The sequence below is a fragment of the Rothia uropygialis genome, from assembly GCF_004137765.1.
Taxonomy (GTDB): domain Bacteria; phylum Actinomycetota; class Actinomycetes; order Actinomycetales; family Micrococcaceae; genus Rothia.
The window spans coordinates 104,225-130,606 of the sequence record NZ_NOIS01000004.1 but is presented as its reverse complement, the minus strand read 5'-3'; the positions used below and the strand labels follow the sequence as shown (position 1 = coordinate 130,606).

The following is a 26,382-nucleotide window of genomic DNA, read 5'->3' as shown; positions in this document are numbered from 1 at the left end:
CGCCATTTGGGAAAACCAGATCGGCGGAATTGCGCCTAAACTCGTGAAGGAGCACCTGGGCGACGGCGGTCGTCCGGCTTCTGACCGAAGACCGAACCACCATCGAATCGAGGAGTCCAGATGAGCAAGCGTCAGCCGAAGCGATCCGACCAGCACACCTCACGCGGATGGTGGATCGCATCGGGCATCGTCGCCGTCGGCTGCATCGGGATAGGAGCATGGCTCGTGCCCACGGCCGCGGGCCAATGGGATTCTTTGACCGGAGCCGACCAACCCAATGCGCTGGCCTCGGCCTCGTCGGTCAATAATCCCGTCAAGGACCTTCCGGGCGATGCCGCCCAGCCGGCTCCCGCCGACCTTGCGGGGCCGTTGGGGTCCGCGTCCGGCAAGCTCGACGGCGGCGGCACGATGGCTTCCCAGGTGGTGGACGTGACCAGTGGGAACGTCCTGTATTCGGATGATGCGACGCGTCCGGTGACTCCGGCGTCGAACCTCAAGCTGCTGACGCAATTCGCGCTGCTCAGCCACGCCGATCCGAATTCGCGCTATGAAACGAATTCCTACCTGGCCGACGATTCGAAATCGGTCACCCTGGTGGCCGGCGGCGACACGATGCTCTCGAGCGGGGACTCCGACGAGAACTCCGTGTTGGGGCACGCGGGCGTTCAGACGCTCGCGGCGCAGACCATTCAGGAGCTCAAGGACAAGGGCATCAGCGGAAAACTCCCCGTGAATCTGGATGCATCGATGTATTCGGGGCAGGGGACAAACCCGGCATGGGACTCTGCGGATGTCGACGCCGGTTACGTAACCTCCGTTTCTCCGATCGCGTTGTGGGACCACCACACGCAACGGCCCACGGACGGCGAGGATGTTTCGCATCGCCCCCAGAATGCGGGGGCGGATGCCCTGAACGGCTACGTCAAGGCCCTCAACGAGGCCGGGGCGAGCCAAGGACTCAGCTTTACACCGGGCTCGGACTCGTCAGGGTCCGCCGAACACGGTGACTCCCAACGGCTGGGATCGGTCGAATCCGCAACGGTCCTCGAACAGGCCAAATACATGATGGAGAATTCGGACAATGTTCTTGCCGAGGTGCTGGGCCGTAACGCGGCGATCGCCGCGGGCAATGAAGGCTCCATCGAGGGCGCCATCAAAACCGTCAAACAGACGCTGACCGACGCGGGGATCTCCACGGATGGACTGACGCAGAAGGACTCCTGCGGACTGTCCGCGGACAACCGCGTGACTCCCATAACCCTGGCCCAGATCATCGCGCACGCGACCCAGTCCGAGACGGCAACCTCAAACCTGGCGGAAACGTTGCCCGTCGCCGGCGGCACCGGAACCCTGGCGGGTCGCTTCGAGGCCAATGACGCATCGGCTGCTCAGGGCAGCGCTCGCGCGAAAACGGGAACACTTCTCAAGGTCAATTCCTTGACGGGGTACACCACGACGTCGCAGGGCCGTCTCTTGGCCTATTCATTCGTCGTCAACGACGTGACGAATTCCGAGGCCGCAACGACAGCCCTCGATGCTTCGGTCGCTGCATTGACCAAACTCTGAGCTCCGTACCCGGATGCGAAGACGGGCGGTCCGACCGCGCACCCCGTCCCCGAGGAGGTTGGGCAGGATCGGCCGATCCGCTCAGGTTGGGCTCAAAGTCGTGTGGCATGGTGGGGATCATGAGCGAGAACATCATCAGTTGGAACGCCGCAGCCGCTACCGCCGCGCGGTTGACTCCTGCCGGGCCCAAGCTGTCCGCCGGGGCGACGCGTCGAGTCGTCGAGTCCGTGCGATACAACGCGACCGCATCCGTGGACCACGTGCATCGGATCACCAGGCTCGATGCGGCGGAGAATCTTCACGACTCCGAAGTGCTGGTGGTGGATCGGGCCGGATGGTCGCGAGCAAATTCCCAAACCTTCTCCTACATCCTCAATCGGCTGGTCCAGGCCGGGATGAAGGAAAGATTCGACGAGATGGGGCAGGTCGATCGCAAGATCGCAGAACTCGGCACCGCCGTCGAGCTCGGGGGAATTCTTGCGTTCATGTCGAGCAAGGTCTTGGGCCAGTACGACCCCTTCGCGGCGCTCGGTGGCTTTGGTGCTTCGGGCGGCCGTTTGCTCCTCGTGGCCCCCAACATGGTCATGATCGAAAAGGAACTCAACCTCGAACCGGAAGATTTCCGCTTGTGGGTGTGCCTCCATGAACAAACACACCGCGTCCAGTTCGCGGCGGCACCGTGGCTGCGCGAGTACATGCTCGGGTTGATGTCCCGATTGCCCCAGTCCGTTGCCGGTGGCGGGCGGGAGCTCGTGGACCGGCTGCTCGAAGGGGCGAGCGAGGTTGTCCGCAATGCGACACAAAAAGACGAAACCTCTCCCAAGGCCCGGGTCGACGGCGCCGCACCGAACTCCTCGGAAGAATTGCGTCCCGTGCCCCAAAACCGGATGACGGCCTTGCTGGACAAGGAATCGGCGGCCGTTTTCTCGGAGCTGACCGGGATCATGAGTTTGATGGAAGGCCACGCCAACGTCGTGATGGACGCCGTCGACTCGAGCATTGTGCCAACGGTCAAGACCATCCGGCGTCGATTCGACAGCCGGGGCAAGAATCGCGGCGCTCTCGATACCCTGATTCGCAAGGCCATGGGGCTCGACATCAAGATGCGTCAGTACCGTGACGGTCAGGTTTTTGTCCAGACCGTCGTCGACGAACGCGGGATGGAACAGTTCAACCGTATTTGGGAAGGCCCTAAAAATCTCCCGAGCGAACTCGAGATCCACAATCCGAGGCTCTGGATCGAGCGGGTCCTCGACGGAACGCCCCGGGACGCCAGCGCCCGCGGCTTCTCCGGAGGCGCGAGCTAGTGGCACAGACCGGGCGAGAAGGCCGACTCCATCCCTCCGTAGGGTCGGCACGCAAGAAATTTGTCGAGGTCCTCGAGCATCACCTTCCGGACTTCTGCGCGGCCCCCACGGGGCGAACTCGAGGCGCCGTGCCCGACGAAGCCGAGGATGTGCCTTTGGCTCTGGTCGCGTGCAGTGGCGGGGCCGATTCGCTGGCTTTGGCCTCCGTCGCCGCGCATTTCGCCCGGCGCGGGGATCTGCGGGTGGGCGCCGTCGTCGTGGACCACGCTCTCCAGGACGGCAGTGCGGAACAAGCAGACCGAGCCGCGGCAGAGTGTCGGAGGCTCGGTCTCGACCCGGTACTCACGGTTCGTGCGGAGGTCAGAAGTCAAGGAATGGGGCCCGAGATGGCCGCCCGTACGGCCCGTTACGAGGTGCTCGACCGGACGGCCCGTGAGGAGGGGGCGCGTGCCGTTTTATTGGGCCATACCCTGGACGATCAAGCCGAAACCGTGATGCTGGGACTCGCTCGAGGCTCGGGGACCCGTTCCCTGTCCGGTATGCCCCAGGCTCGACGCATCGACGAACCGGCGACCGAGGACGCGGCTCTTCTGATTCGCCCGTTCTTGGACCTACGCCGGCGAGACACGCTTGCGATCTGCGAGGCCGAGGGAATCGAGCCCTGGCACGATCCGACGAACGAGCATCTGGCGTTTCGTCGAAACCTCGTCCGGCACGAGGTCCTTCCCTTTCTCGAGGAGAGGATCGGGCCGGGAATAGCTCAAGCGCTCGCGCGGACGGCGGCCGTCTTGGGGCCGGATGCAGAATTCTTGGAGCAACGGGCAGACGAGGTCGCGCGATCCGCGGCGGCGGACCCTGCCGACTATCAGCCCGTACCGATGAAAGAGGGTCAGCGGCCGGTAGTGGCGTTGTCTATGCCGGAACTTCGCGCAGCGCATCCCGCGATGCGCCGTCGCGTGCTGGCCCGTGCCATCGTGGCAAGCGGGGGAGAGTCTCCCAGCTTCGAGCGGCTCCGGGCCCTGGACGAATTACTGGCCGGGCACGGAAATGCCGGCCCGATTCAAATGGCCGGTCACGTGGCCGTCTGGAGACGCCGCCCGTTGGAACCATCGAGACCACAGCAGCATCGGCAAGGGCGGGACGGTGCTCTGGTCCTCATCCGGTCTTCATAGGACGTCAACGCGTTGATTCCGGGGCGATTCGGAAACAGTAATGCGCGTGGAGAACAGACGGGTAGAGTTGCCATGTGTCGTCGCGATCCGCGGCCTCCGGTGCCGAATTGCACGACCCCCAAGATTTCAGTGACTCAAGCAGGAGACAGCAGTGGATTCACAGGACGTCAAGGACGATCTCAAACACGTGCTCTTCACCAAAGAAGAGATTCAGGAGAAGATCGCCGAGCTCGCGGCCCAGGTAGACAAGGACTACGAGGACAGAGACGTTCTTCTGGTCGGTGTGCTGAAGGGTGCGGTCATGGTGATGGCCGACCTGTCTCGTGCTCTGCACGCGCATTACACCATGGATTGGATGGCCGTATCATCGTATGGTTCCGGAACTAAGTCCTCCGGCGTGGTTCGTATCCTGAAGGATCTGGACACGGATCTGCATGGCCGCGACGTGCTGATCGTCGAGGACATCATCGATTCCGGGCTCACCTTGTCCTGGCTCAAGTCCAACTTGGAGTCGCGGGGGGCCAACTCGGTGGAAATCTGTGCACTCCTGCGCAAGCCGGCGTCGGTCAAGACTGAGATTCCGGTCAAGTACATCGGCTGGGACATCGATCCCGAATTCGTGGTCGGCTACGGCCTGGATTTCGCCGAGCAGTATCGCAACCTTGATTGCATCGGAACTCTCGCGCCCCACGTATATTCCTAAGGGTCTCGCGGGACCTTCCATGAACCTCGGCAGATGTCCGCTGTGAGGTGAAGAGCGCACGCTCCTCACCGCTCGGCGGTAGCCTATTCCGAGAATTAAATCTCGACCGTGAACGCCTCACGCGGAGGAAAAATAGCTTGGCTCAGCAAAATAGCAACCAGAAGAAGCCGCTCAAGGACAGGATCCTGAAGGGGCCTTATTTCTGGATCTTCCTGGCGCTTTTGGTTCTGCTGCCCGTGATCTTCGTCTCCACCTCGTCGAATACGAATCGGGTGGACACCAACGTGGGCATGGAATTGCTCAAGGACGACAAGGTCGACGAGGCCAAGATCTACGACGGCGACCAAAAGGTCGAGCTGTCCCTCAAGAACAACTATCACGAGGGCGATCGGGACCTCGGGAAAAAGGTTGTCTTCTACTACGTCCAGCCGCGTTCGGGCGACGTCGTGAAGGCCATGGACGACGCCGGTCTCAAGGGCTACACGGATCAACCCGTTCAGAACAACTGGTTCACCTCGATGTTGGGCTTCATCGTGCCCTTCCTCCTCATTATGGTGATCTTCTGGTTCCTTCTCTCCCGCATGGGCGGTGGCGGCGGCCAGATCATGAACTTCGGCAAGTCCAAAGCCAAGAAGTTCAACAAGGAGAATTCGACCGTCAAGTTCGCCGACGTCGCCGGAGCCGACGAAGCGGTCGAGGAGCTCCACGAGGTCAAGGAATTCCTGACCGAACCTTCCCGGTTCACCTCCGTCGGCGCAAAGATTCCCAAGGGCGTGCTGCTGTACGGCCCACCCGGAACGGGCAAGACCCTGCTCGCCAAGGCGGTAGCGGGCGAGGCCGGTGTTCCGTTCTACTCGATCTCCGGTTCCGACTTCGTCGAAATGTTCGTCGGCGTGGGCGCCTCGCGCGTTCGCGACCTGTTCGAGCAGGCCAAACAGAATGACGCGGCCATCATCTTCGTCGACGAGATCGACGCTGTCGGCCGCCAGCGTGGCGCCGGAATGGGTGGCGGCAACGACGAGCGCGAGCAGACCCTGAATCAGCTTCTCGTCGAAATGGACGGTTTTGACGAGAACACCAACATCATTCTGATCGCCGCGACCAACCGTCCGGACGTTTTGGACCCGGCGCTCCTGCGTCCCGGTCGTTTCGACCGGCAGATCGGCGTCGACGCCCCCGACCTCAAGGGCCGAAAGCGCATTCTCGAAGTTCACGCCGAGGGCAAGCGCCTGGCAGACAACGTCGAGCTCGGCTCCGTGGCCAAGAGGACTCCCGGCTTCACGGGTGCGGATCTGGCCAACGTCATGAACGAGGCCGCCCTTCTGACCGCACGGTCCAACGCGCAGATTATCGACGACCGTGCCCTGGACGAGGCGATCGACCGCGTCATCGCCGGCCCGCAACGTCGTTCGCGCCTCATGAAAGAACTCGAACGCAAGATCACGGCCTACCACGAGGGCGGACACGCCCTGGTTGCCGCGGCACTGCGCAATACCGACCCGGTCACCAAGATCACCATCCTTCCGCGCGGTCGGGCACTGGGCTACACCATGGTCATGCCCGTCGACGACAAGTACTCGACGACCAGGAACGAGCTTCTCGATCAGCTCGCCTACGCCTTGGGCGGACGAGCTGCCGAGGAAATCATCTTCCACGATCCGTCCACGGGAGCCGCGAATGACATCGAGAAGGCTACCGGCACGGCCCGCAAGATGGTCACCGAATACGGGATGAGCTCGGTCATCGGTTCAGTCAAGCTCGGCTCGGGGAATTCGGAACCGTTCGTGGGTCGCGACGCCGGCGCCAGCGGACCGGAGTACTCCGACGAGTTGGCGGCCAAGATCGACGCCGAAGTCCGATCCCTCATCGACAACGCACACGACGAGGCCTACGAGATTCTCACTCAGAACCGCGACGTCCTGGATCGTCTCGCGTTCGAGCTCCTGGACAAGGAGACGCTCAACGAGCACGAGATCGCGGAAATTTTCAAGGACGTTCGCAAACGTCCTTTGCGCGAAGTATGGCTGTCCAAGGAGACCCGTCCGGTCTCGAGCATGCCTCCGATCACGACCCCCGCAGAAAAGCAGGAGGCCGCCGAGGCGGGTGCAGAAGACCCCGAGAACATGGCTCCTCAGGATCAGGCCGTGGCCGCAAAACCAGAGCATCCGCTCGAGGTCCCGGAGAATTCCTCGGGAGCGACGCCGCCGGAAAACGTCCCGCAGCCCGGTCCGGGAGAACCCGGGTCGGACAATCCCGGTCAGGGGCCAGCGGGTTCGCCCGGGGCCGATGACGAGACGCCGGGTCACCAGGGGTAAGCATGGATCAGCCTCGTATCGAAGCCGCCGTCCGTGAGATCCTCTCCGCGATAGGAGAGGACCCGGACAGGGACGGGCTGAAGGATACCCCGGCGCGGGTTGCTCGTTCTTATGCCGAGGTATTTTCCGGTATGGGGGGCGATCCCGCCGAACTGTTGTCCAAGACCTTCGATATCGACCATTCCGAGATGGTGTTGGTCAAGGACATCAGCTTCTTCTCGATGTGCGAGCACCACTTGGTGCCTTTCTACGGCTTGGCCCATGTGGCATATATTCCGGGCGTGAACGGCAAGGTGACTGGTTTGTCGAAATTTGCCCGGCTCGTGGACATGTATGCCAAGCGTCCCCAAGTCCAGGAGCGTCTCACGACTCAGATCGTCGAGTCCATCGAAGACTTTCTCGATCCCGCGGGTGCGATGGTGGTCCTGGAAGGCGAGCACATGTGCATGTCGATGCGCGGGATCCAAAAGCCCGGGACCAAGACGGTTACCTCGGCCGTTCGGGGTCAAATGCGAGACACCGCCACACGCTCCGAGGCGATGGGACTCATTATGGGAGGGAAACAGCGGTGAACGCTCCCGTAGCCTCGTTCGGCGGCCCCGGAGACGCGTCCAGCGTGCCTCCGGAATCGTCCGCCGCGCGGGGGTGGGGATCCTTTGCCGATCTGCCTCAGGACCGGACGTTGGTCATGGGTATTCTCAACGTCACGCCCGATTCCTTCTCCGACGGGGGTGAACACCATGACACGACGCGTGCCGTGGCGCATGCTCTGAAGCTAGTGGCCCAAGGTGCCGATATCGTCGACGTCGGCGGGGAATCGACCCGCCCAGGAGCAACACCCGTCGCTGCGTCGACGGAACGCGAGAGAATTCTCCCCGTCATCCACGAACTGGTTGCCCGAGACATCGTCGTTTCGGTGGACACCATGCATGCGAGCACGGCTCAGGCGGCCATCGAAGCCGGTGCCCACATCATCAACGACGTCTCGGGCGAGCGGGTTGAAGACGCCATGATCGATCTCGTGCGCGAATCCGGGGTGCCGTACATCCTCATGCACTCCCGCGGAGACTCCAGATCGATGGACCGGCTGGCTCATTACCAGAATACGGTCGAGGACGTTCGGGCCGAACTGATCGAATGGCGCCAACGACTCTTGGACGCCGGGATCGCGCCCGGCCAGATACTCCTCGACCCCGGTTTGGGATTCGCGAAGGGCGGCGACCAGGACTGGGAACTCTTGGCACGGATGGACCGGATCGCGGATCTCGGTCACCCCGTGCTGATTGCGGCCTCCCGGAAACGATTCGTCGGAACATTGATGGCTCAAGCGCGCGCTACTTTCCCTGCACCTTTGGGGGAAACATCGCAACGGGTGCCGCGTCCTTCGGAGCGTGACGCCTCAACCGCTGCAATTTCGGCCCTCGCGGCGGAAAGAGGCGCTTGGGCCGTGAGAGTCCACGACGTCGCATCAACCCGGGATGCGGTGGAAGTCACCCGTAAACTGCTCGCGATCAAAGCCTTATCTGACGCATCCTGATAGTCAACGCACTCAATAGCATCGCAATGCGACACATCACTTGCACCTCATGAGGAGACAAACAAATGACGGAAAATCTCCAAGAAGCGCCAGCCGCTGCCGTGGCGCGAGGCACAAGCCAGTATGACCGAATCTCGGTCACAGGCATTGGTGCCGTTGGTTATCACGGTGTTTTCGATCATGAGAAACGCGTGGGCCAGCCGTTTTTCGTCGACGTCACGCTGTTCATGGACTGCAGTACCGCGGGCCGGACGGACAACCTGGAGAACACCGTCAACTACGGGGCGGTGGCCGAATCGGTCAAAGAGGTCATCGTCGGGGAGCCGGTCAACCTCATCGAAACCGTTGCCGAGCGCATTGTCCAGGGACTGTTCGAGAAGTTCGACCTGCCCGCCGTCGAGGTGACGGTCCACAAGCCGAAAGCACCGATCGAGGTCACCTTCGCGGATGTTTCGGTGACGATTCTGCGGGAGAACCATGACCGTTGATTCCATCATCGCCCTCGGATCGAATCTGGGGGAGTCACAGGATACGCTCGCACGCGCCATCGCCGCCCTCGCGGGAAATGTGAAGATCACCGTCGAGGCGACTTCTCCGATTGCCGTGACGGAACCCGTTGGTGGCCCTGAAGGCCAACCGGACTATCTCAACCAGGTCATTCGGGTAAGCACCGACATGAGTCCCTTCGCCCTTCTGCGGTTCTGTCAGGGAATCGAGGAAGATTTTCACCGAGTCCGGACCATCCGATGGGGTCCGCGAACCCTTGATATCGACATCGTGACCTTTGGGAACCTCTTCATGGACGAACCCGAATTGAGTCTGCCGCATCCCCGAGCGGCCGAACGTGCATTCGTCCTGGCCCCTTGGGCGCGCATGGATCCGGATGCCCTGTTGGACGGCCAGCCCGTGGTCGACCTCGCCGCCCGCGCCGAGGACCGAAACGGAATACGGGGATACTTGGGCGAAACGATCACCCCGGGGCAAAGCACGTGAGACCTCTCCGCTACCGATGGTTGGTCCTTCTGGCGGCCGTGGTCCTGGCCGCGAGCAGCGTCGTGACGGCGTTGTGGCCGGACCTGCGCGAAGTGGCCTTTGTCCTGCCGTGGCCGTCGCTCGCGTTGAGTATTCTCCTGGCCTTGGTGTCCCTGAGTCTCGGATGGAAGGTCAGAGCTCACGTCAAAGACCCCAAGCACAAACCCATCGAGCCGGTGTTTGCAGCGAGGATCGCGGTTCTCGGTCAAACCTGTGCCGTATACGGGGCCGTGCTCTTCGGCTGGGCCGGAGGAGTGCTCATCTACGAGTTTGCGCTGTTGAGATTTCGACCGGCCTCGGACACCTTGGTACTGAGCATCGCTAATGTGGTGGTTGGTACGGTGGTGTGCATCGCAGGCTGCGTCGCCGAGATGTGGTGCAAGAGGCCACCGGACGACCCGAACAGTTCCGAGTCCGGCAACGGAATCTCCCCTCGACGTCGCAACGACAAAGACATACCCGAGGGAGAAGGCGGATATGCCAGGAACCAGCGACGCTGAGAACCACGAGGTCCCGAGCCACGACCGTTCTGGACCGAACCGACGGATACGAGCCGATACCCAGCCACTGGGCGGAGAACCACGAGACGAGAACCCGGCCGCTGACCGCACCGTTGCCGAATCGGCGACTCGAGACCGCGACCCTTCGCGACGCCTTGGACCCGGTAGCCTCCGGTTCGAAGAGAAACTTCGGGAATTGGACGCATGGGATACGGAATGGATCCGGCCGGATCGGCGGTACCCTCGGCTCATTCTCGTCTCCGAGGCCCTGTCCACGGTGGTCGTGACCGCGATCCTGAGCATACCGCTCGTCTTCGTCTCGATCGGGTGGTGGAACTGGCCGTGGTTCTGGCTGGCCATTGTGGTCCCGGCTGTGTACCTTGTGGTGTGCATCGTCCGAATGGCACTCGTGCCTCGGCGCGCACGGGCCCGCGGATATTCGGAACGCGAAGACGACCTTCTGATCCGTCACGGAGTCCTATGGCACAAGATCAATGCGGTCCCTTATGGGCGGCTCCAAACGGTCGAGGTCTCGGTCGGCCCGTTGGAACGCAAATTCGGTCTGGCCAAGGTCGAGTTGCACACGGCGTCATCATCCACTGACGCAAAGATCGAAGGCATCAGCGCTCAAGACGCGGCTCGGCTGCGCGAGGAGCTGTCGAAGCGTGGCGACGACCGGCTCGCGGGGCTGTAAATGAAGGACCCACAGATTCCCGCTACCAAGGACTGGGAACGGGTGCACCCCCTCAGTCCCCTGGCTCGTTTTTGGTTCGCCATCCTGATCTTCCTCTTCGCAATCGGCAGGCACTTCGTCGAGGACGCTTTCGAAGGTCAGACCGACGTCCAGAAAGTGCGTCACGGCATCGGAGAATTCTTCGCGTCTCTCAGCCTCATTGCCTGGTTCGGGCTGATCTTTGCGGTCATCCTTGTTCTCGGCGGCATGTTCTGGAGCTGGTGGTTCACCCGCTACCTCGTGACCGAGGACTCGGTCCGGATGCGGCAGGGATACTTCTTCCGCAAGGAAAAACAGGCGCGGCTCGATCGCGTTCAGAGCATCGAGATCTCTCAACCGTTCTTCGCACGCCTGGTCGGCATGGCCGAGCTGCGGTTCGACGTCGCGGATTCCGGGGATTCAGCACTGCACCTCCAATACCTGCCGAAAACCGAGGCCGAAGAGCTCCGCGCGCGCCTGCTGGGTCGGAAACAGACAATTCTGGCGAAGGAACACGACACCGGTGACTCAACCCTTCGGTCGGCTGTCAGCCCGACAGAATCCCTGTGGTCCCAGGATCCTACCGCCCACAGGCAGAGCGGCGACTCGGTGACCACGGCAGGGCCCTCCGTCGCCGGCACCGGGGCGTACCTTCTCGACCCCGGAGCTTCTCCGACCGGCCCTCGCGTCGATACCGAAAGTCCGATCGCCTCGGTCGGTGTCGGACGTGCCGTTCTGGCAACGCTTCTCGGCTCAACCGGGATCTGGTTCGTGATCGTTCTCCTAGCGTCGTTGTCCTTCGCGATTTTTCTCCCAGAGGTGGGCGGATTCATCTTCATACCCGCGGCCTTGAGCCTTGTGAGCGGTGTGTGGAGCTCGGTCAACACCTCCGCGAATTTTCGAGTAGCGCGCACTCAGGACGGACTCAAAGTGCGGTACGGGTTGACGTCCACCCGAACTCAGACCCTCCCTGTGGGCAAGATCCAGGCAGTCGGTATAGAGCAACCCGTGTTGTGGCGCATCCCAGGATGGTTCCGTGTGCGAATCAACACGGCAGGGTTGGGCTCATCATCGTCTGAAGGAGAACATCGTGTCCTCTTGCCTGTGGGGACGGGGCAAGACCTGATGAATCTCTTGCCGCATATCGTCGCCACGACGGAGACCGGCATCGACGGACATCAGCTGCGAGCCGCGCTCGAAGGAAGCGGACCGGATTACGGATTCGTGGTGGCCCCGCGCCGTTCCCGATGGTTGGATCCCTTCAGCTACCGGCGCAACGGATATTCCAATACTGCGGATTTGTTGCTTCTGCGCGGCGGCTGGCTGAAGCGTAGGCTCTCCGTTGTGCCCCACGAGAGGACGCAGTCGGCCTCGATCACGAACGGGCCATTGCTCAGGCTTCTCGGCCTGGCGGACGTGCGTCTGGATTCCGTTGGGGGATCGGTCAGCACCACGGTCGCGCACCTGGCCGTCGACGACGCTCGACGCATGATTCGTGACCAGGCGGAACGGGCAGCATTCGCTCGTAGACTCACGGGCGGACGAATTCCACGGGGTGCCGGAACATACTCAACGATCAAGGACGAAGCACACTATGACTGAACCAGCGAGTCGTCCGGGGCGGCTCGGAATAGGGATCATCGGCGCAGGAAAGGTGGGCGCCGTGCTCGGTGCCGCCCTGCGCAATGCGGGCCACGCCCTCGTTGGGGTTCACGCGGTTTCAGAAGAATCACGGACGAGGGCCGAGGCGCTTCTGCCCGACGTCCCCGTTCTCCAGATCCCCGAAATCGTCGAGCGCAGTGAAGTCGTTCTTTTCGCAGTTCCCGACGACGCACTCGAACCTCTGGTGTCAGGGTTGGCCCGAGGCGGTCACTTCACCACGGGGCAGATCCTGATCCACACCTCCGGTCGGTTCGGAACGGAGGTCTTGTCCGCCGGTCGGGACGCCGGAACGATCGCGCTGGCTATTCACCCGGCCATGACTTTCACGGGTCTTTCGCTTGATCTGACGCGTTTGCAGAGCGCGAGTTTTGGTGTGACGGCCGCGGCCGCCTTTCTGCCAATCGCACAAGCGATGGTCGTGGAAATGGGAGGAGAGCCTGTGGTCATTGCCGAAGGCGACCGTCCCCTCTACCACGCCGCCCTGGCTCACGCGTCGAATCATACGGTCACCCTCATCGGGCAGGCTTCCCAGATCTTGGAGAGCCTCGGCGTCGAGAGCCCTGGCGAGGTTCTGGGCCCGCTCGTGCGGGCCAGCGTGGACAACGCCTTGGCTTCGGGCGACAGTGCTCTGACCGGCCCCGTCGTGCGTGGTGATTCAGGGTCGGTCGAGACACACCGAGAGGTCCTCCAAGGCTTCGGGGCGGAAGAATCCGCGCCGGACATCGGCGCGGCGTATCTCGCTCTCGCTGAGGCGAGCGCGTACCGCGCACATCGGCGGGGGATCCTGCCCGAAGAAGCATTTCACCGAATATTGCGGGCACTGGACCTTGAAAAAGCGCCCGAAAGTGAAAGCGACGACTACGAACAGTAAACTGCTTTGCGGTCCTAGACATCCTCCGCACCTTCGCGGGCAGGCTGTCGACCAGTTGGCACCTGACCGTTCACGATGTTCGGTCATGCCACAGCATCCGGTTAAGGAAGGACGACTATGACGGGTGAGCTCTTCGTTGCTCGAACCCTGGAAGAATTTTCCGCCCATATCAGCCAGAGAATGGGCGACGCCGAGGCGCGAATCCACTCGGCCGAGGCCGAAAGGCTCGCTGACCATCGCGCCGACCCGGAAACCGAGCCTGCTGCGCCCCGCGTCGCGACCATGGGATTCGTTCCGACCATGGGTGCGCTCCACGACGGGCACGCGACCCTGATCAGCCGGGCTCGCGAGCAGAATGACATCGTAGCAGTCTCGATCTTCGTCAACCCCCTGCAATTCGGTCCCGATGAGGACTACGACAAGTACCCTCGTCGGGAGGAAGAAGACCTGGCCCTGCTGCGAGAGCAAGGCGTTGATATCGTGTTCATCCCCGAACTAGAGGTCATGTACCCGGGCGGAGAACCTCTGGTCCGTGTGAGCTCGGGGCGTCTGGGCACTCTTTTCGAGGGGGCGGCCCGTCCCGGACACTTCGACGGCGTCCTGACCGTGGTCAACAAGCTGTTCAACGTTGTCGTTTCGGCAGCCGGGACTCACCGCGTCAGAGCGTATTTCGGGCAGAAGGACGCCCAGCAGGTCGCATTGGTCCAACGGATGGTCGCCGACTTCAACATTCCCTTGGCCGTGTGCCCCGTCGCGATTGTCCGCGACGACGACGGCCTGGCCATGTCCTCCCGCAACTCGTATCTCGGCCCCGAGGAGAGGAAAGCGGCGCTCGTTCTGTCACGGACGTTGGCCCTGTTGCGGGAAGAAGGGCTCTCCCGCGGCTACGCGGGAATAGACGTCGACGCCGCACGAGAGCGCATCTCGGACAGGGACGGCGTGGAGCTCGAATACCTCGAAATCGTCGACCCCAAAACATTCGAATCGCCGGTGGAAAACTCGGAACGCGCGACCGCGCTCGCGGCAGTTCGAGTGGGCGGGACTCGACTCATCGACAACATGGATGTCATCTAGCCGTCCGCACCCCTTTCAATTCCTTCCCCGGAAAACCCACAGATAGGCTTAGGATCGTGACTACTTCAGATTCGTCGTCCTCACAACAGGACCAGACAAGTCAGCAGACCGAGATCAACGAGCAGATGCGAATCCGCATGGGCAAGCGTGCCGAGCTGATTTCACGGGGGCGCGAAGCCTACCCCGTGGGTCTTCCGATTACTCGCACCATTCAGAGCATCCGTGAACAGTATGAAGGCCTCGAAGCCGGCGAAGAAACGGGTGACGTCGTCGGTGTCGCCGGGCGGGTTGTGTTCGTGCGGAACACGGGAAAGCTGTGCTTTGCGAGCATCCAGGCCGGGGACGGCACCAGACTGCAGGCCATGATTTCGCTGGCCAAGGCCGGGCAGGAGAATCTGGACGACTGGAAGGCCCTCGTGGACCTCGGGGATCATGTGTTCGTGCACGGTGAGGTCGTCAGCTCACGCCGCGGCGAGCTGTCCGTCATGGTCGAGGACTGGGAGATGGCCTCGAAGTCCTTGCGGGCGCTTCCGACGTTGCACAAGGACCTCAACGAAGAGACCAGGGTCCGCCAACGCTACCTGGATCTCATGGTTCGCAAGGAAGCACAAGAAACCGTGATCAAGCGCGCGAAGATCATGCAGACCGTGCGCCAGGTCCTTGTCGACGAGGGATACATCGAGATCGAGTCTCCTATTCTTCAGCTCGTCCACGGGGGCGCGACCGCACGCCCGTTCCAAACGCATTTGAATGCTTTTGACCAGGACATGACCTTGCGCATCGCGACCGAACTTTATTTGAAGCGGGCCGTGGTCGGCGGAATTGATCGCGTTTTCGAAATCGGCCGTATTTTCCGTAATGAGGGAGTGGACTCGACGCACAGCCCCGAATTTACGACCCTGGAGGCTTATCAGGCATACGGGGACCAGTTCACCATGGCCGAACTCATCAAGGACATCATCATGTCCTGCGCGGACGCCGTGGGAACACATCAGATCGAAAGCGAAAAAGGCACGATCGATCTGGACGCGGAATGGAAGTGGCTGGGTGTTTATCCTGGTCTTTCGGAAGCCGTGGGCCAGGAAATCGTGCCCGAGACGCCCGCCGAGGTTCTGCGAGAAATCGCACAAAAGCACGAAGTCTCCGTGGATCCTGCATGGGGCGCAGAGAAGCTCGTGATTGAGCTATTCGGGGAAATCGTGGAGCCGACCCTGATCAATCCGACGTTCGTGTGCGATTACCCGCCGTCTGCCCAGCCTCTGGCCCGTCCGCATCGTTCCAAGCGTGATGTCATCGAGGCTTGGGACCTCATCATCGGCGGCACAGAACGCGGAACGGCATTCTCCGAATTGATCGATCCCGTGATCCAGCGCGAGCGTCTCACGGAACAATCCCGATTGGCCGCTGGTGGCGACGACGAGGCGATGGAGCTCGACGAAGACTTCCTGCGGGCCCTGGAACACGCCGCTCCGCCCATGGGCGGTCTGGGTCTGGGAATTGATCGCCTGATGATGTTGTTTACCGGACTGGGGATTAGGGAAACTATCCTGTTTCCGCTGATGAAGCCCGAATAACTCGGGGTGATCGAGCGGGCCGGAGGGCCCGGGGAGAAGGTTCAGCATGGAATATGTGGCTGTATTGTTGCCTTCCGTCGCTATCGGAGTCATCTTCTATTTCCTGATGAGGTGGGCGTTTCGGGCGGATAGTTCCGAACGCAAAGCCCATGCCGCTTCAGAAGAAGACGCGCGAAAATGGTACGAGGAGATCAAATCTCGGGAGGGAACCGGCGAAGTTTTTCGCCCACGAGAACAAGAAGATTCATAAGTTATTCTCAGGAAGAATTATGCCTTCCTCACACTGTTTAACTGTGATTTCCTCCCCTTGATTGATACTCTGTTGTTATACAGGACAAATGTCCACCAGCTTTAGTGTCGCGTGAGTCGCCGATGGTTCCCGCGCCTCGCTAACACGTTTTATGGTCCTAAGACATCACATAATGCGTCGGACCACTGCCAATAAGGACTGAGGAGACACTCATGGCTCAGAAAGTAAAGATCATTCTGGAAGACGATCTCGAGGGCGGTGCCGCTGACGAAACCGTACGTTTCGGACTCGACGGTGGCCAGTACGAGATTGATCTGTCCTCGGGCAACGCCGCAAAGTTGCGCGACGCGATCCGTCCGTTCGCCGCCAAGGCCCGTCGCGTGCAGGCGCGCAACAGTGGCCGGACCGGATCGGGCAAGGGCACGGGGCAGGTCCGCAATCCCGAGACCGCTCTGATTCGCAAGTGGGCCAAGGACAACGGCTACAACGTGTCTGATCGTGGCCGCATCCACCAGGAGATTCAGGACGCTTACTACGCAGCCCGTAAGAAGGACTCCTAGTAAGGGGCGGTTTTGGCCGTTACCGATGAATCGGCAGAGGCTCTCTACCGGTTCTCTTGAGCTAGAAGATCAAGCTCAGGGCGGAAATTCTCATGTATTTTCCGCCCTGAGCTTTATTGTGTCTCGCCGGTGGCGAACAGTAGTTACCAAGCCATTTTCCGTGCGTAGCATCGAAACAAAGACGTACAAGGAGACCTAACTATGTTTGAACGGTTTACGGACCGCGCACGGCGTGTTGTGGTGCTGGCTCAGGAAGAAGCCCGCATGCTCAACCACAATTACATCGGCACAGAACACCTGTTGCTGGGTCTGATCCATGAGGGCGAAGGAATCGCCGCCAAGGCTCTGGAGTCCATGGGAGTGACCCTCTCTGCCGTTCGCGAGCAAGTGCAAGACATCATTGGACCAGGTCAGCAAGCTCCGAGCGGGCACATCCCGTTCACACCGCGGGCCAAGAAGGTTCTCGAGCTCTCTCTTCGGGAAGCCCTTCAGCTGGGCCACAACTACATTGGAACCGAGCACATCCTGCTCGGTCTGATCCGCGCCGGCGAAGGAGTTGCATCCCAGGTTCTGTCGAAGTTGGGTGCCGAGCCTTCCCGCGTCCGTCAGACGGTTATCGACATGATTTCCGGTTATCAGGGCGGTTCAGGAGATTCCAAGGAGACCGCAGGCGTTGGCGCCGGTGGCAAGGACGGCACTCCAGCAGGATCCGCAGTCCTGGACCAGTTCGGCACTAACCTGACCGCGGGGGCTCGCGAGAGCAAGCTGGACCCGGTGATCGGGCGGTACAAGGAGATGGAACGCGTCATGCAGGTCCTCTCCCGGCGTACCAAGAACAACCCTGTGCTCATCGGCGAGCCCGGCGTCGGCAAGACCGCCGTCGTCGAGGGGCTGGCCCAGGCCATCGTCCGCGGAGACGTTCCGGAGACGCTCAAGGACAAGCACCTCTACACGCTGGACTTGGGTTCCCTCGTGGCCGGTTCGCGTTACCGCGGTGACTTCGAGGAACGCCTCAAGAAGGTGCTCAAGGAGATCCGCACTCGCGGGGACATCATCCTGTTCATCGACGAGATCCACACTTTGGTGGGCGCAGGCGCCGCAGAAGGCGCGATAGACGCTGCTTCGATCCTCAAGCCCATGCTGGCCCGCGGCGAATTGCAGACGATCGGTGCCACCACGTTGGACGAGTACCGCAAGCACATCGAGAAAGACGCCGCGCTCGAGCGCCGTTTCCAGCCGATCCAGGTCGATGAGCCTTCGCAGGCCCACACGGTCGAGATTCTCAAAGGTCTCAGGGACAAATACGAGGCGCACCACCGGGTCACGATTTCCGATGAGGCGCTCGAAGCCGCGGTGAGCCTCTCGGCCCGATACATCTCGGACCGGTTCCTCCCGGACAAGGCGATCGACATGATCGACGAGGCCGGTGCCCGCCTCCGCATCAAACGCCTGACGGCCCCGCCGGAGATCAAGGATCTCGAGGAGCGCGTCGCGGAAGTGCGGGCGCAGAAGGAAGCAGCGATCGACGGCCAAGACTTCGAGAAGGCCGCCTCGCTCCGCGACAAGGAGCAGAAGCTCATCGCGGAGAAGGACGAGGAGGAGAAGAAGTGGAAGGAGAGCGATTCCGCCATGGGCGAGGTCACTCCGGACGTCATCTCCGAAGTTCTCTCGGCCTCCACAGGTGTGCCGGTTTACAAGCTGACCGACGAGGAATCCGGTCGCCTTCTCAACATGGAGGACGAGCTGCACCGCCGCGTCATCGGCCAGGACAATGCCATCAAGGCGCTGTCCCGCTCGATCCGGCGTACTCGTGCGGGTCTGAAGGATCCGCATCGTCCCGGTGGCTCGTTCATCTTTGCCGGCCCCACCGGCGTCGGCAAGACCGAGCTGGCCAAGGCCCTGGCCGAGTTCCTGTTCGGTGACGACGAATCCCTGATCACCCTGGACATGTCCGAATACCAGGAAAAGCACACTGTCTCGCGACTGTTCGGTGCTCCTCCCGGCTACGTCGGTTATGAAGAGGGCGGCCAGTTGACCGAGAAAGTCCGTCGCAAACCGTTCTCCGTGGTTCTCTTCGACGAGGTCGAGAAGGCCCACGCCGATTTGTTCAACTCGTTGTTGCAGATCCTGGAGGACGGTCGCCTGACCGATTCTCAGGGTCGCGTGGTGGACTTCAAGAACACCGTGATCATCATGACCACGAACCTCGGCACCAAGGACATTTCGCGGCGTGTGCCCGTTGGTTTCCAGTCCATAGAGGATCCGTCGACCAACTACGAGCGCATGCAGTCGAAGGTCCAGGAGGAACTCAAGGAGCACTTCCGCCCCGAGTTCTTGAACCGTGTGGACGACATCATCGTCTTCCCGCAGCTGTCGGAGAAGGAAATCGTCCAGATCGTCGACCTGTTCGTCGCACGCCTGGCGGAACGCCTGAGGGAGAAGGACATGTCGATCGAGCTCACGGACGAGGCCAAGAAGGTCCTGGGAGAACGCGGTTACGATCCTTCGATGGGTGCTCGTCCGCTGCGTCGCACCATGCAGCGCGACATCGAGGACCAGATCTCCGAGAAGATCCTCTTCGGAGAGATCAAGGGCGGCGAAAAGATCACCGTGGGCGTCGAAGGCGAGGGGAAGGAAGCCAAATTCACCTTCTCTTCGCAGAAGATGTCGGAGCTGTCCGATGACGGTTTCGATTACGGTGGGACCGAGTCGACCGAGTCGAATCCGGATTCGCAGCAGCTCTCGCGCCCGTCAACGCCTCCGCGTTATGAGGGCGGCGACGGCGGTGGGGCCGCTGGGTCCGCGACCGCATAGTGTGTTCGCAGTGTGCGAGGGGGCCTGATCAGGCTTCTGACCTTCGATAAGCGGGGCCGTCCCTTACGGGGCGGCCCCGCTTTCTCTTGCACAGGAATCTTTGCGGCGAGGAGAGCTCGGTCAGAGGTTGCCGACCTAAGGGTACTGTCGCAAGCCGTGGGTTTAACCTCTCCATCGGGGCGGCACGGGGCTCCGGGTGGTCCCGGTTCTACTTCTGTGACGCGTGCCGTGACTTTGGCGCCTGGGCAGGACGGCGGCGTAAACTCAAGGCTCATGACGACCTTGCGGATGCGACCTGCCAGAACTTCAGACGTCAACGGCATCAGGCGTCTGGTTGCACCGTATGTGGAGACGGGCGCCTTGATTTCCAAGGAAGCCGTTGACTACTTCGAGGCAATCCAAGAATTCCTCGTGGTCGAGGACCTCGATGCCTCACATCCCGAGGATGCGGCGCCGTTGATCGGCTGCGGGGCCCTTCACATTCTGTGGGAGGATCTCGGTGAGATTCGGACCCTCGCCGCGGACGAGCGAGCTCGCGGACGCGGCGTGGGGCGGATGCTCGTGGACGCTCTATTGGAACGCGCCCGCGGCATCGGCGTCGAGCGCGTTTTCTGCCTGACCTTTGAGGTCGAATTCTTCCGTCGTATGGGCTTCGAGGTGATGACCAACCAGGAGACCATCGACCACGAAGTCTTCGCGGAGCTCCTGCGGTCCCACGACGAAGGGGTCGCGGAATTCCTCGACCTGGCCCGGGTCAAGCCCAATACGCTCGGCAACACCCGGATGATCCGCCACCTCTGAGCCCTTGACTGCCTATCCGGGCAGCGTAACCCGATTCTGGTCATCTTCGAAGGCCAATTCGTCCCGGATAAGCCCATCCAGGCACCGTTCCAGCTGCTCATGTGAGGCCTCGAGCGTGCGGAGCCGGGTCATCGACTCCGGTTCCACACCGGGCGTATCGTCATGGGGCACTATTAATGCTTCGCGTGGAATCGGTTTCGTGGCTTCCCTCAGCACGGCCATGATCGCGCCACGCGCCTGCCGGTCGGTGCCTTTCCATGTTTGGCCCCGCGGCACGTACTCCGCCTCGGGCCGACCGGCGGCAACCCAGGCGCAGTCGTCGAGCACGGGGCAGACATCGCACTTGGGCGACTTGGCCGTGCAGACCAACGCGCCCAATTCCATGACCGATATGTTCCACAGCGCCGCGGCTTCGTCATCCTCGGGCATGAGCTCGTGAGCGAGGCGTGTTTCGGCGGAGGTGAGAGACTTCGCCGGAAGCGCTTTTCCGCTGACAGCACGGGCATGGACACGTCGAATATTCGTGTCGATCACGGTCTGCCGCTTTTCGAAGGCGAAAACCGAAATAGCCGCCGCGGTGTACGAGCCGACGCCGGGCAGTGCGAGAAGATCCTCGTATTCTGAGGGAACTTCGCCTCCGTGACGTTCCACGATCGCCACTGCGGCCGCGTGTAGCCGCAATGCTCGGCGGGGGTAACCGAGGCGTCCCCATTCCCGGACGGCATCGCCGGTCGTGGCCTGTGCCAGATCCTCCGGAGTCGGCCACAAATCCATCCAGCGCCTCCACTGGGGCAGTACCCGGACAACGGGCGTCTGCTGGAGCATGAACTCACTGACCATAACCTGCCACGGTGTACGGTCGGGCGCACGCCAAGGCAGATCCCGCGCGTTTTCGGCGAACCAGTTCGCGATACGCCGATGCAGGCGTTGGATCTTTTCCGGGTCGAGGTCGGTATCCCGATATCCGGGCGATGTGGGCTGATTCGACCTTTCGGCCGACGCATTCGAAAATTTCATGACGTGACTACTGTAGTGTCCCCATTTCTTCCCTATGTTGGCGCTTCTGTTTAGTAGCCTTGGACGCATGGCTGAGTACGAAGATCCCACCCCGGATGACGACGGTTTTGAGCGCGGGTACCGACGTGAGTCCCCGGAGGTTTACCGTCGACGCCGGATCATTGCGTTGATTCTGGCTCTCTTGGTGATCGTCCTGATCGTTTGGGGCGTCGTCTTTGCCGTGAACAAAATCGCTTCGAGCCTCACCGGGGGAAGTGACGCATCGACTTCGGCGCCCCCGAGCGATAACTTCGCGAGCTTCAGCGCGCGTCCTTCGCCATCGGCTTCTGGGTCGGGGGGACCCAGCGGCTCTGCGGGTCCGTCGGCGTCCTCGTCAGCGAGCGCCTCCGGATCGTCGGAACCTTCGGAGAGTAAGAGCGAGACGCCGAGCCCGAGCGAGTCCTCGGCAGAGGCCGCGTCCGGGCAGACCCCGACCGAGAGCGAACCAGCCAAGCCGGAGGCCTGCGGTTCTAATATTCAGGTCAATGCGTCCTTGGACAAACAGTCGTACGGACAGGGGGAGAACCCCGTCATGACGGCGGCCGTCAAGAACACCGGCGGCGACCCGTGCAACATCGACTTGGGCGCCAGCAAGGTCACATACGACATCACCTCGGGCCCGGCCGATGTCTACAACAACACCAAATGCGGCGGTGGGGGAGGCTCCAAGGAAGCAACCTTGGAGGCCGGTGGCGAGCAAAAGGTAACCCAGCCATGGGATCGAACCATCAACGCCAACGGCTGCGGTGACGCGTCGCAGCCTGCTCAACCCGGCTACTACTGGCTGACCGTCTCAGTCAATGGGGTGCCGAGCGAGCAACAGCAGATCGTTATCCAGTAGCTTCTGCCCAAGATCGGGTAGGCCGGCGATCCTGGCATTGAATCGTCGAGGATCGTGCCACGAACCGTCGAAGACAGTCACCGTTACATGAAGCGGTCGAGGAGGCTGGTTTCCGCCATCCGGGCCAGTGATTCACGGATGCTTCTGGCGCGATATTCCCCGATGCCCTCGACGCCACGAAGGTCGTCCAGATTGGCGGCCATGAGTGATTGCAAGCCCTCGAACCGATCCACAAGTCTTTCGGAGACCGAGCGCGGAATGGACTTGACTCCGCTGAGCAGGCGGTAACCGCGCGGGTGCAGCGTGTAGTCGAGGTCTCCGCCACCCGGTAGACCCACGGCCCTCGCGATGGCGACGGGATCCGCCAGCTCAACGGGGGAAAGATCCGAGAGGCTCTCCTGGGCCCTTTCGACCACAGCGGGGTCTTGGCCTGACGGCAGGTAATCGCGGAGGACGAGTTCCGCGGTGGGCTGGTTCAGGACGAGCTCTTCTAGCTGCATGGCGATCATGCGGCCCTCGGCACCCAGCTCGACGACGCTGTCCCCGATTTCTTCGGAAATTCTGCGTACCAGTTCCAGGCGCTGCAAGGCTAGGGCCACGTTCCGCACCGTGACATCGGATTGGATTTCCAAAGCGGAAAGATTTCTGAGTTCCTCCTCGAGGCGCATCGTGTATCGCTCAAGGGTCTGAATGGCTTGGTTCGCCCGCCCCATGATTTCTTGAGACCCTTCCAGAGGGTATCTCTGTCCATCCGTATAGATGGTGATGACCCCCATGGATTTCGAGACCGATATGACCGGGAACCCCGTTTGTTTGGCCACCCGTTCCGCCGTGCGGTGGCGCGTTCCGGACTCCTCGGTGCTGATCGTGGGATCCGGCATCAGCTGTACACCAGCGTGGTAGATGGTGCCGACTTCTCGGTCGCACACGATCGCGCCGTCCATTTTGGCAAGTTCGCGGAGGCGGGTGCCGGTGAATTCCGTGTCTATGGTGAACCCGCCGCTGCTGATCGCCTCGACGGTGCGATCCTTCCCCAACACAATCAGTGCACCGGTTCGTCCTTGAAGGATCCGGTCGAGGCCGTCCCGGAGTTGAGTTCCGGGAGCCAGGAGCGCCAACGTCTTTTTGAGCTGTTTGTTACGGGGTGAAGCCACGAATCTAGCCTAACGCGTGGTCACAACGATGTGGCTCGCCGCGCCATCAGGAATGGCCTGGAAAGAGAGTGTCGACGGCATCAACCACGGACGCGACTTCCTTGACATGTACGCCCTCGGGCACTTCTCCAACACCGGCGGGTGAGGCCGGGACCATGACATGCGTGAACCCGAGTCGGGCAACCTCATTGATGCGCTGCCGGATTCCGGGTACCGCCCGGACCTCACCCGCTAGCCCGACTTCGCCGAAGACCACGAGTTTGCGGGGAAGCGGTTTGTCTTCTGCCGCTGAGGCCAGGGCCATCACCGTGGCCAAGTCCGCGGCGGGTTCGTTGAGTCTGACCCCTCCGACGGTTGAAAGGTAACAGTCCAGCTTGCCGACGTTGAATCCGGCCCGGCGCTGAAGCACTGCGAGAAGCATCGCGGTGCGTGCGGAGTCGAGTCCGGCAGTTGCCCTCCGCGGCTGGGCCGTTGAGGATTCGTCGAGCAGGGCCTGGACCTCGGCCAGCAGAGGGCGTCGCCCTTCCATGGTGACCGTCAGACAGGTGCCCGCGACCGGGTGAGCGGTACGGGAAACGAACAAACCGGATGGATCCGAGACCCCTTCGATCCCGTCCTCGAGCAGGTCGAAACAACCGACCTCGTCCGTGGGCCCGAAACGGTTTTTGACCGCACGGAGCATCCGGATCCGTGAATTCTTGTCTCCCTCGAATTGGCAGACCACGTCCACGAGGTGCTCGAGCAAACGCGGCCCCGCGATGGTCCCCTCCTTGGTCACGTGGCCCACCAGCAGCGTGGTCATATTGCGCTTTTTGGCTTCGGCGATGATCGATGCGGCGACTTCACGGACCTGCGTGACACCGCCCGCCGATCCCTCGACCTCCGCGCTGGCCAATGTCTGGACGGAGTCTACGACGAGCAGGCTGGGGGAGACCTTGTCCATGTGGGCCAGGGCCGATCCCAGATCCGTCTCCGCGGCCAAGAACAATGTATCGGCGACCGCATTGATGCGATCCGCGCGGAGCTTGACCTGCGCTGCGGATTCCTCGCCGGTCACGTACAGGACCTCGTGAGGCTTGGAGCCACCGTCAAGGGCATCGGATTGTCCCGCCGACCCCTGAGCCTCGCGGTGCGCGGGACGTCCTCGGGCGAAAGTTGCCGCGACGTCCAGGAGGAGGGTCGACTTGCCCACTCCGGGTTCACCGGCCATGAGGATCACGGCACCGGGGACCAAGCCGCCACCCAGGACGCGGTCGAATTCTTGAATCCCAGTGCTGGAGAATTGGGCGACGGAGGCATCTACCTCGCCGATGGGACGGGCCGGTGTCTCGACCGAACGAGCGGCACTGGTCCGTGCGACCGTGGGACCGCCCGCTTCCTCGATGGTCCCCCACTGCTGGCACTCGCCGCAGCGTCCGACCCACTTGGCCGTGGTCCAGCCGCATTCGCGGCAACGATAAGCGTTGGTGTTCCGGGGTGACTTACGTGCGGGGCTCATAGGAAAAGACTACGGGCGCTGACTGACAACTTAAGAGTCCTGACCCTTGATGTCTCGCGGATCTATCACGTCGATGGCCTCCGTGAGTTCCTGGCGTATCGTCACGAGTACCTTGCCGGCGGACTTCTCGTCCATCCCCGTCATCACCAAGAGATCAGTTGTCAGCGGGCGGATGATCATGACGAGGGCCTCGCCCTGATATGTTCTGACGCCCAGGGCTTGAGGGTCGAGCTTCGCCGCCGTCGAGCTCAGGTCGATGCGGGCACGACGGCGCATGACGTTGCGGGCATCCTCGGTGTCCGCCTTGAGCGCCAGACCCAGAAGATCCACTGCCTCGGAGAGCTCGAGCAGAACGTCTCTCAGCGAGGAAATCGCCTCGTCCCGCAATTGAACCGTATTGATGACGTTGGCGATTCTCCGCACGAGAACACGAGCATTTCGAATCGCGTAATCGAAACCGTGGAGCGCCTGCTCGTAAAAGCGTATGTCTTCCATCGCTTGGCGTCGCGTGATCGCAACCCTCGCCATGGACTTGCTGGTCTTGAGCGAACTCTCGACCTGGTCGAGAAGAGGCTGGGTCTTTCGTGCGCGACTCAGAGCGTGCCAGGCCCGAGTGGCATCGTAATCCCCGATTGCCTCGGATGCCTCGCGCAGTACCCGTGAGAATTCGCGGACGACGTGCAAGATCTCGTCCTTCGGCTGACGCCGTGGATCCTGCGGCACCAAGGCCATGATCACCAGGGCGCACAAACCACCGACGACGGCGTCGAGGCTCCGGGCAAACGGTCCGTCGATTGCGGGAGGCAACAGAACCACAAGCACCGCTTGGAGACCCATCTGGGTCGAGAAGATAGTCCCGTTGTCCAGGAATCGTGCCAACAGCAGGGAGAACAACAAAACGAGCGAGGCCTGGAGCGGGCCCCGCCCCAGGAAGTACATCAGCGAATCGCCCACCGCGATGCCGAGGGTACACCCGATGGCCACTTCCATGATCCGACGCATGTGATTGCCACCGCGGACATAACCCAAGGAGACGATCGCGGCCGTCGCGGCGAACAGAGGCTGATGGTGCCGGAACAGGACTTCGGCGATGAAGTACGCACCGACCGCGGCGACCGTGATCTGAATGGATTGGAACAATCCGCTCCGAACCCTGGAGAGGCCAAGGCGAGCACGTGAGACGATCTCACGTCTCGAGGACCGTGCCCTCTCCCTGACCTTGAATCGACTCATGGAGCCATCATAGTTCGTCGTTGTCACGGTCTAACTTCAAAATTAACCCGCCGTTCACTCTACCCCGGGCAGCCGGATACCTGCCCTCCGTAATGTGCCAGAGGTAGGGGACAGGACGGAATCCTTATCCGCTCGGGTTCCTTGCCATTC

Annotated in this window: 23 protein-coding genes; 19 read left to right on the top strand and 4 right to left on the bottom strand. The window is 61.8% G+C overall.

What is annotated here, in order from left to right; translation table 11 throughout:
• The first annotated feature begins 120 nt into the window (after nucleotides 1-120).
• The 18 genes from dacB (at nucleotide 121) to EWV35_RS09825 (ending at nucleotide 20,450) form a co-directional block, all read left to right on the top strand.
• Nucleotides 121-1,566 (top strand): D-alanyl-D-alanine carboxypeptidase/D-alanyl-D-alanine endopeptidase, encoded by a 1,446-nt coding sequence (dacB, locus tag EWV35_RS09915; RefSeq protein WP_129661380.1) that lies wholly within the window; start codon nucleotides 121-123, stop codon nucleotides 1,564-1,566.
• Nucleotides 1,567-1,685: 119 nt separating this feature from the next.
• Entirely contained in the window at nucleotides 1,686-2,873 is a 1,188-nt protein-coding gene (locus EWV35_RS09910) for a zinc-dependent metalloprotease (RefSeq protein WP_238654393.1), read from the top strand.
• Entirely contained in the window at nucleotides 2,873-4,045 is a 1,173-nt protein-coding gene (tilS, locus tag EWV35_RS09905) for a tRNA lysidine(34) synthetase TilS (protein ID WP_238654391.1), read from the top strand. The genes EWV35_RS09910 and tilS overlap by 1 nt, the downstream gene beginning before the upstream one ends.
• 151 nt (nucleotides 4,046-4,196) lie before the next feature.
• Nucleotides 4,197-4,748 carry a hypoxanthine phosphoribosyltransferase gene (gene hpt / locus EWV35_RS09900; protein ID WP_129360426.1) on the top strand — a complete coding sequence of 184 codons (552 nt, stop codon included), beginning with the start codon at nucleotides 4,197-4,199 and terminating at the stop codon, nucleotides 4,746-4,748.
• Nucleotides 4,749-4,885: 137 nt separating this feature from the next.
• Nucleotides 4,886-7,063: an ATP-dependent zinc metalloprotease FtsH gene (gene ftsH / locus EWV35_RS09895; protein WP_274542957.1), complete on the top strand. Its 2,178-nt coding sequence runs from the start codon at nucleotides 4,886-4,888 to the stop codon at nucleotides 7,061-7,063.
• A 2-nt stretch (nucleotides 7,064-7,065) separates the two neighbouring features.
• On the top strand, nucleotides 7,066-7,635 hold the full coding sequence (gene folE / locus EWV35_RS09890; RefSeq protein WP_129661374.1) for a GTP cyclohydrolase I FolE: 570 nt from the start codon (nucleotides 7,066-7,068) through the stop codon (nucleotides 7,633-7,635).
• The gene (folP, locus tag EWV35_RS09885; protein ID WP_238654389.1) at nucleotides 7,632-8,600 is read left to right on the top strand and encodes a dihydropteroate synthase; all 969 of its coding nucleotides are present in this window, start codon (nucleotides 7,632-7,634) and stop codon (nucleotides 8,598-8,600) included. Before folE ends, folP begins: the two co-directional genes overlap by 4 nt.
• A gap of 65 nt (nucleotides 8,601-8,665) precedes the next feature.
• Complete coding sequence (gene folB, locus EWV35_RS09880; protein ID WP_129661371.1) at nucleotides 8,666-9,088, top strand: dihydroneopterin aldolase; 423 nt, start codon at nucleotides 8,666-8,668, stop codon at nucleotides 9,086-9,088.
• Complete coding sequence (gene folK, locus EWV35_RS09875) at nucleotides 9,078-9,593, top strand: 2-amino-4-hydroxy-6-hydroxymethyldihydropteridine diphosphokinase (protein ID WP_129661369.1); 516 nt, start codon at nucleotides 9,078-9,080, stop codon at nucleotides 9,591-9,593. The genes folB and folK overlap by 11 nt, the downstream gene beginning before the upstream one ends.
• Complete coding sequence (locus tag EWV35_RS09870) at nucleotides 9,590-10,132, top strand: DUF3180 domain-containing protein (RefSeq protein WP_165168505.1); 543 nt, start codon at nucleotides 9,590-9,592, stop codon at nucleotides 10,130-10,132. Before folK ends, EWV35_RS09870 begins: the two co-directional genes overlap by 4 nt.
• Nucleotides 10,110-10,826 carry a PH domain-containing protein gene (locus tag EWV35_RS09865; protein WP_129661363.1) on the top strand — a complete coding sequence of 239 codons (717 nt, stop codon included), beginning with the start codon at nucleotides 10,110-10,112 and terminating at the stop codon, nucleotides 10,824-10,826. The genes EWV35_RS09870 and EWV35_RS09865 overlap by 23 nt, the downstream gene beginning before the upstream one ends.
• Nucleotides 10,827-12,446 (top strand): PH domain-containing protein, encoded by a 1,620-nt coding sequence (locus EWV35_RS09860; protein WP_129661360.1) that lies wholly within the window; start codon nucleotides 10,827-10,829, stop codon nucleotides 12,444-12,446.
• Nucleotides 12,439-13,377 carry a Rossmann-like and DUF2520 domain-containing protein gene (locus tag EWV35_RS09855; protein ID WP_129661357.1) on the top strand — a complete coding sequence of 313 codons (939 nt, stop codon included), beginning with the start codon at nucleotides 12,439-12,441 and terminating at the stop codon, nucleotides 13,375-13,377. Before EWV35_RS09860 ends, EWV35_RS09855 begins: the two co-directional genes overlap by 8 nt.
• A gap of 117 nt (nucleotides 13,378-13,494) precedes the next feature.
• A complete protein-coding gene (gene panC, locus EWV35_RS09850; RefSeq protein WP_238654387.1) occupies nucleotides 13,495-14,451 on the top strand; it encodes a pantoate--beta-alanine ligase in 957 nt (318 codons plus the stop codon).
• 125 nt (nucleotides 14,452-14,576) lie between these two features.
• Complete coding sequence (lysS, locus tag EWV35_RS09845) at nucleotides 14,577-16,025, top strand: lysine--tRNA ligase (protein ID WP_129661877.1); 1,449 nt, start codon at nucleotides 14,577-14,579, stop codon at nucleotides 16,023-16,025.
• A 462-nt stretch (nucleotides 16,026-16,487) separates the two neighbouring features.
• Nucleotides 16,488-16,835: a histone-like nucleoid-structuring protein Lsr2 gene (locus EWV35_RS09835; RefSeq protein WP_129360435.1), complete on the top strand. Its 348-nt coding sequence runs from the start codon at nucleotides 16,488-16,490 to the stop codon at nucleotides 16,833-16,835.
• Nucleotides 16,836-17,036: 201 nt separating this feature from the next.
• Complete coding sequence (locus tag EWV35_RS09830; RefSeq protein WP_129661351.1) at nucleotides 17,037-19,649, top strand: ATP-dependent Clp protease ATP-binding subunit; 2,613 nt, start codon at nucleotides 17,037-17,039, stop codon at nucleotides 19,647-19,649.
• A 273-nt stretch (nucleotides 19,650-19,922) separates the two neighbouring features.
• Nucleotides 19,923-20,450, top strand: coding sequence for an amino-acid N-acetyltransferase (locus EWV35_RS09825; protein ID WP_129661348.1), 528 nt, complete (start codon nucleotides 19,923-19,925; stop codon nucleotides 20,448-20,450).
• A 12-nt stretch (nucleotides 20,451-20,462) separates the two neighbouring features.
• Here EWV35_RS09825 and EWV35_RS09820 read toward each other — a convergent pair whose 3' ends face one another.
• On the bottom strand, nucleotides 20,463-21,467 hold the full coding sequence (locus tag EWV35_RS09820; RefSeq protein ID WP_129661345.1) for an HhH-GPD family protein: 1,005 nt from the start codon (nucleotides 21,465-21,467) through the stop codon (nucleotides 20,463-20,465).
• A 67-nt stretch (nucleotides 21,468-21,534) separates the two neighbouring features.
• On the opposite strand from EWV35_RS09820, the gene EWV35_RS09815 reads away from it, so the two are divergent.
• Nucleotides 21,535-22,347, top strand: coding sequence for a hypothetical protein (locus EWV35_RS09815; protein ID WP_129661342.1), 813 nt, complete (start codon nucleotides 21,535-21,537; stop codon nucleotides 22,345-22,347).
• Between the two features lie 83 nt (nucleotides 22,348-22,430).
• Here EWV35_RS09815 and disA read toward each other — a convergent pair whose 3' ends face one another.
• Genes disA through EWV35_RS09800 form a run of 3 tightly spaced genes read right to left on the bottom strand, consistent with a single transcriptional unit; the run spans nucleotide 22,431 to nucleotide 26,232 of the window.
• Complete coding sequence (disA, locus tag EWV35_RS09810) at nucleotides 22,431-23,501, bottom strand: DNA integrity scanning diadenylate cyclase DisA (protein ID WP_129661339.1); 1,071 nt, start codon at nucleotides 23,499-23,501, stop codon at nucleotides 22,431-22,433.
• 46 nt (nucleotides 23,502-23,547) lie between these two features.
• Complete coding sequence (locus tag EWV35_RS09805) at nucleotides 23,548-24,999, bottom strand: DNA repair protein RadA (protein ID WP_129661336.1); 1,452 nt, start codon at nucleotides 24,997-24,999, stop codon at nucleotides 23,548-23,550.
• 30 nt (nucleotides 25,000-25,029) lie between these two features.
• Nucleotides 25,030-26,232 carry an FUSC family protein gene (locus EWV35_RS09800; protein ID WP_129661334.1) on the bottom strand — a complete coding sequence of 401 codons (1,203 nt, stop codon included), beginning with the start codon at nucleotides 26,230-26,232 and terminating at the stop codon, nucleotides 25,030-25,032.
• Nucleotides 26,233-26,382: the final 150 nt, after the last annotated feature.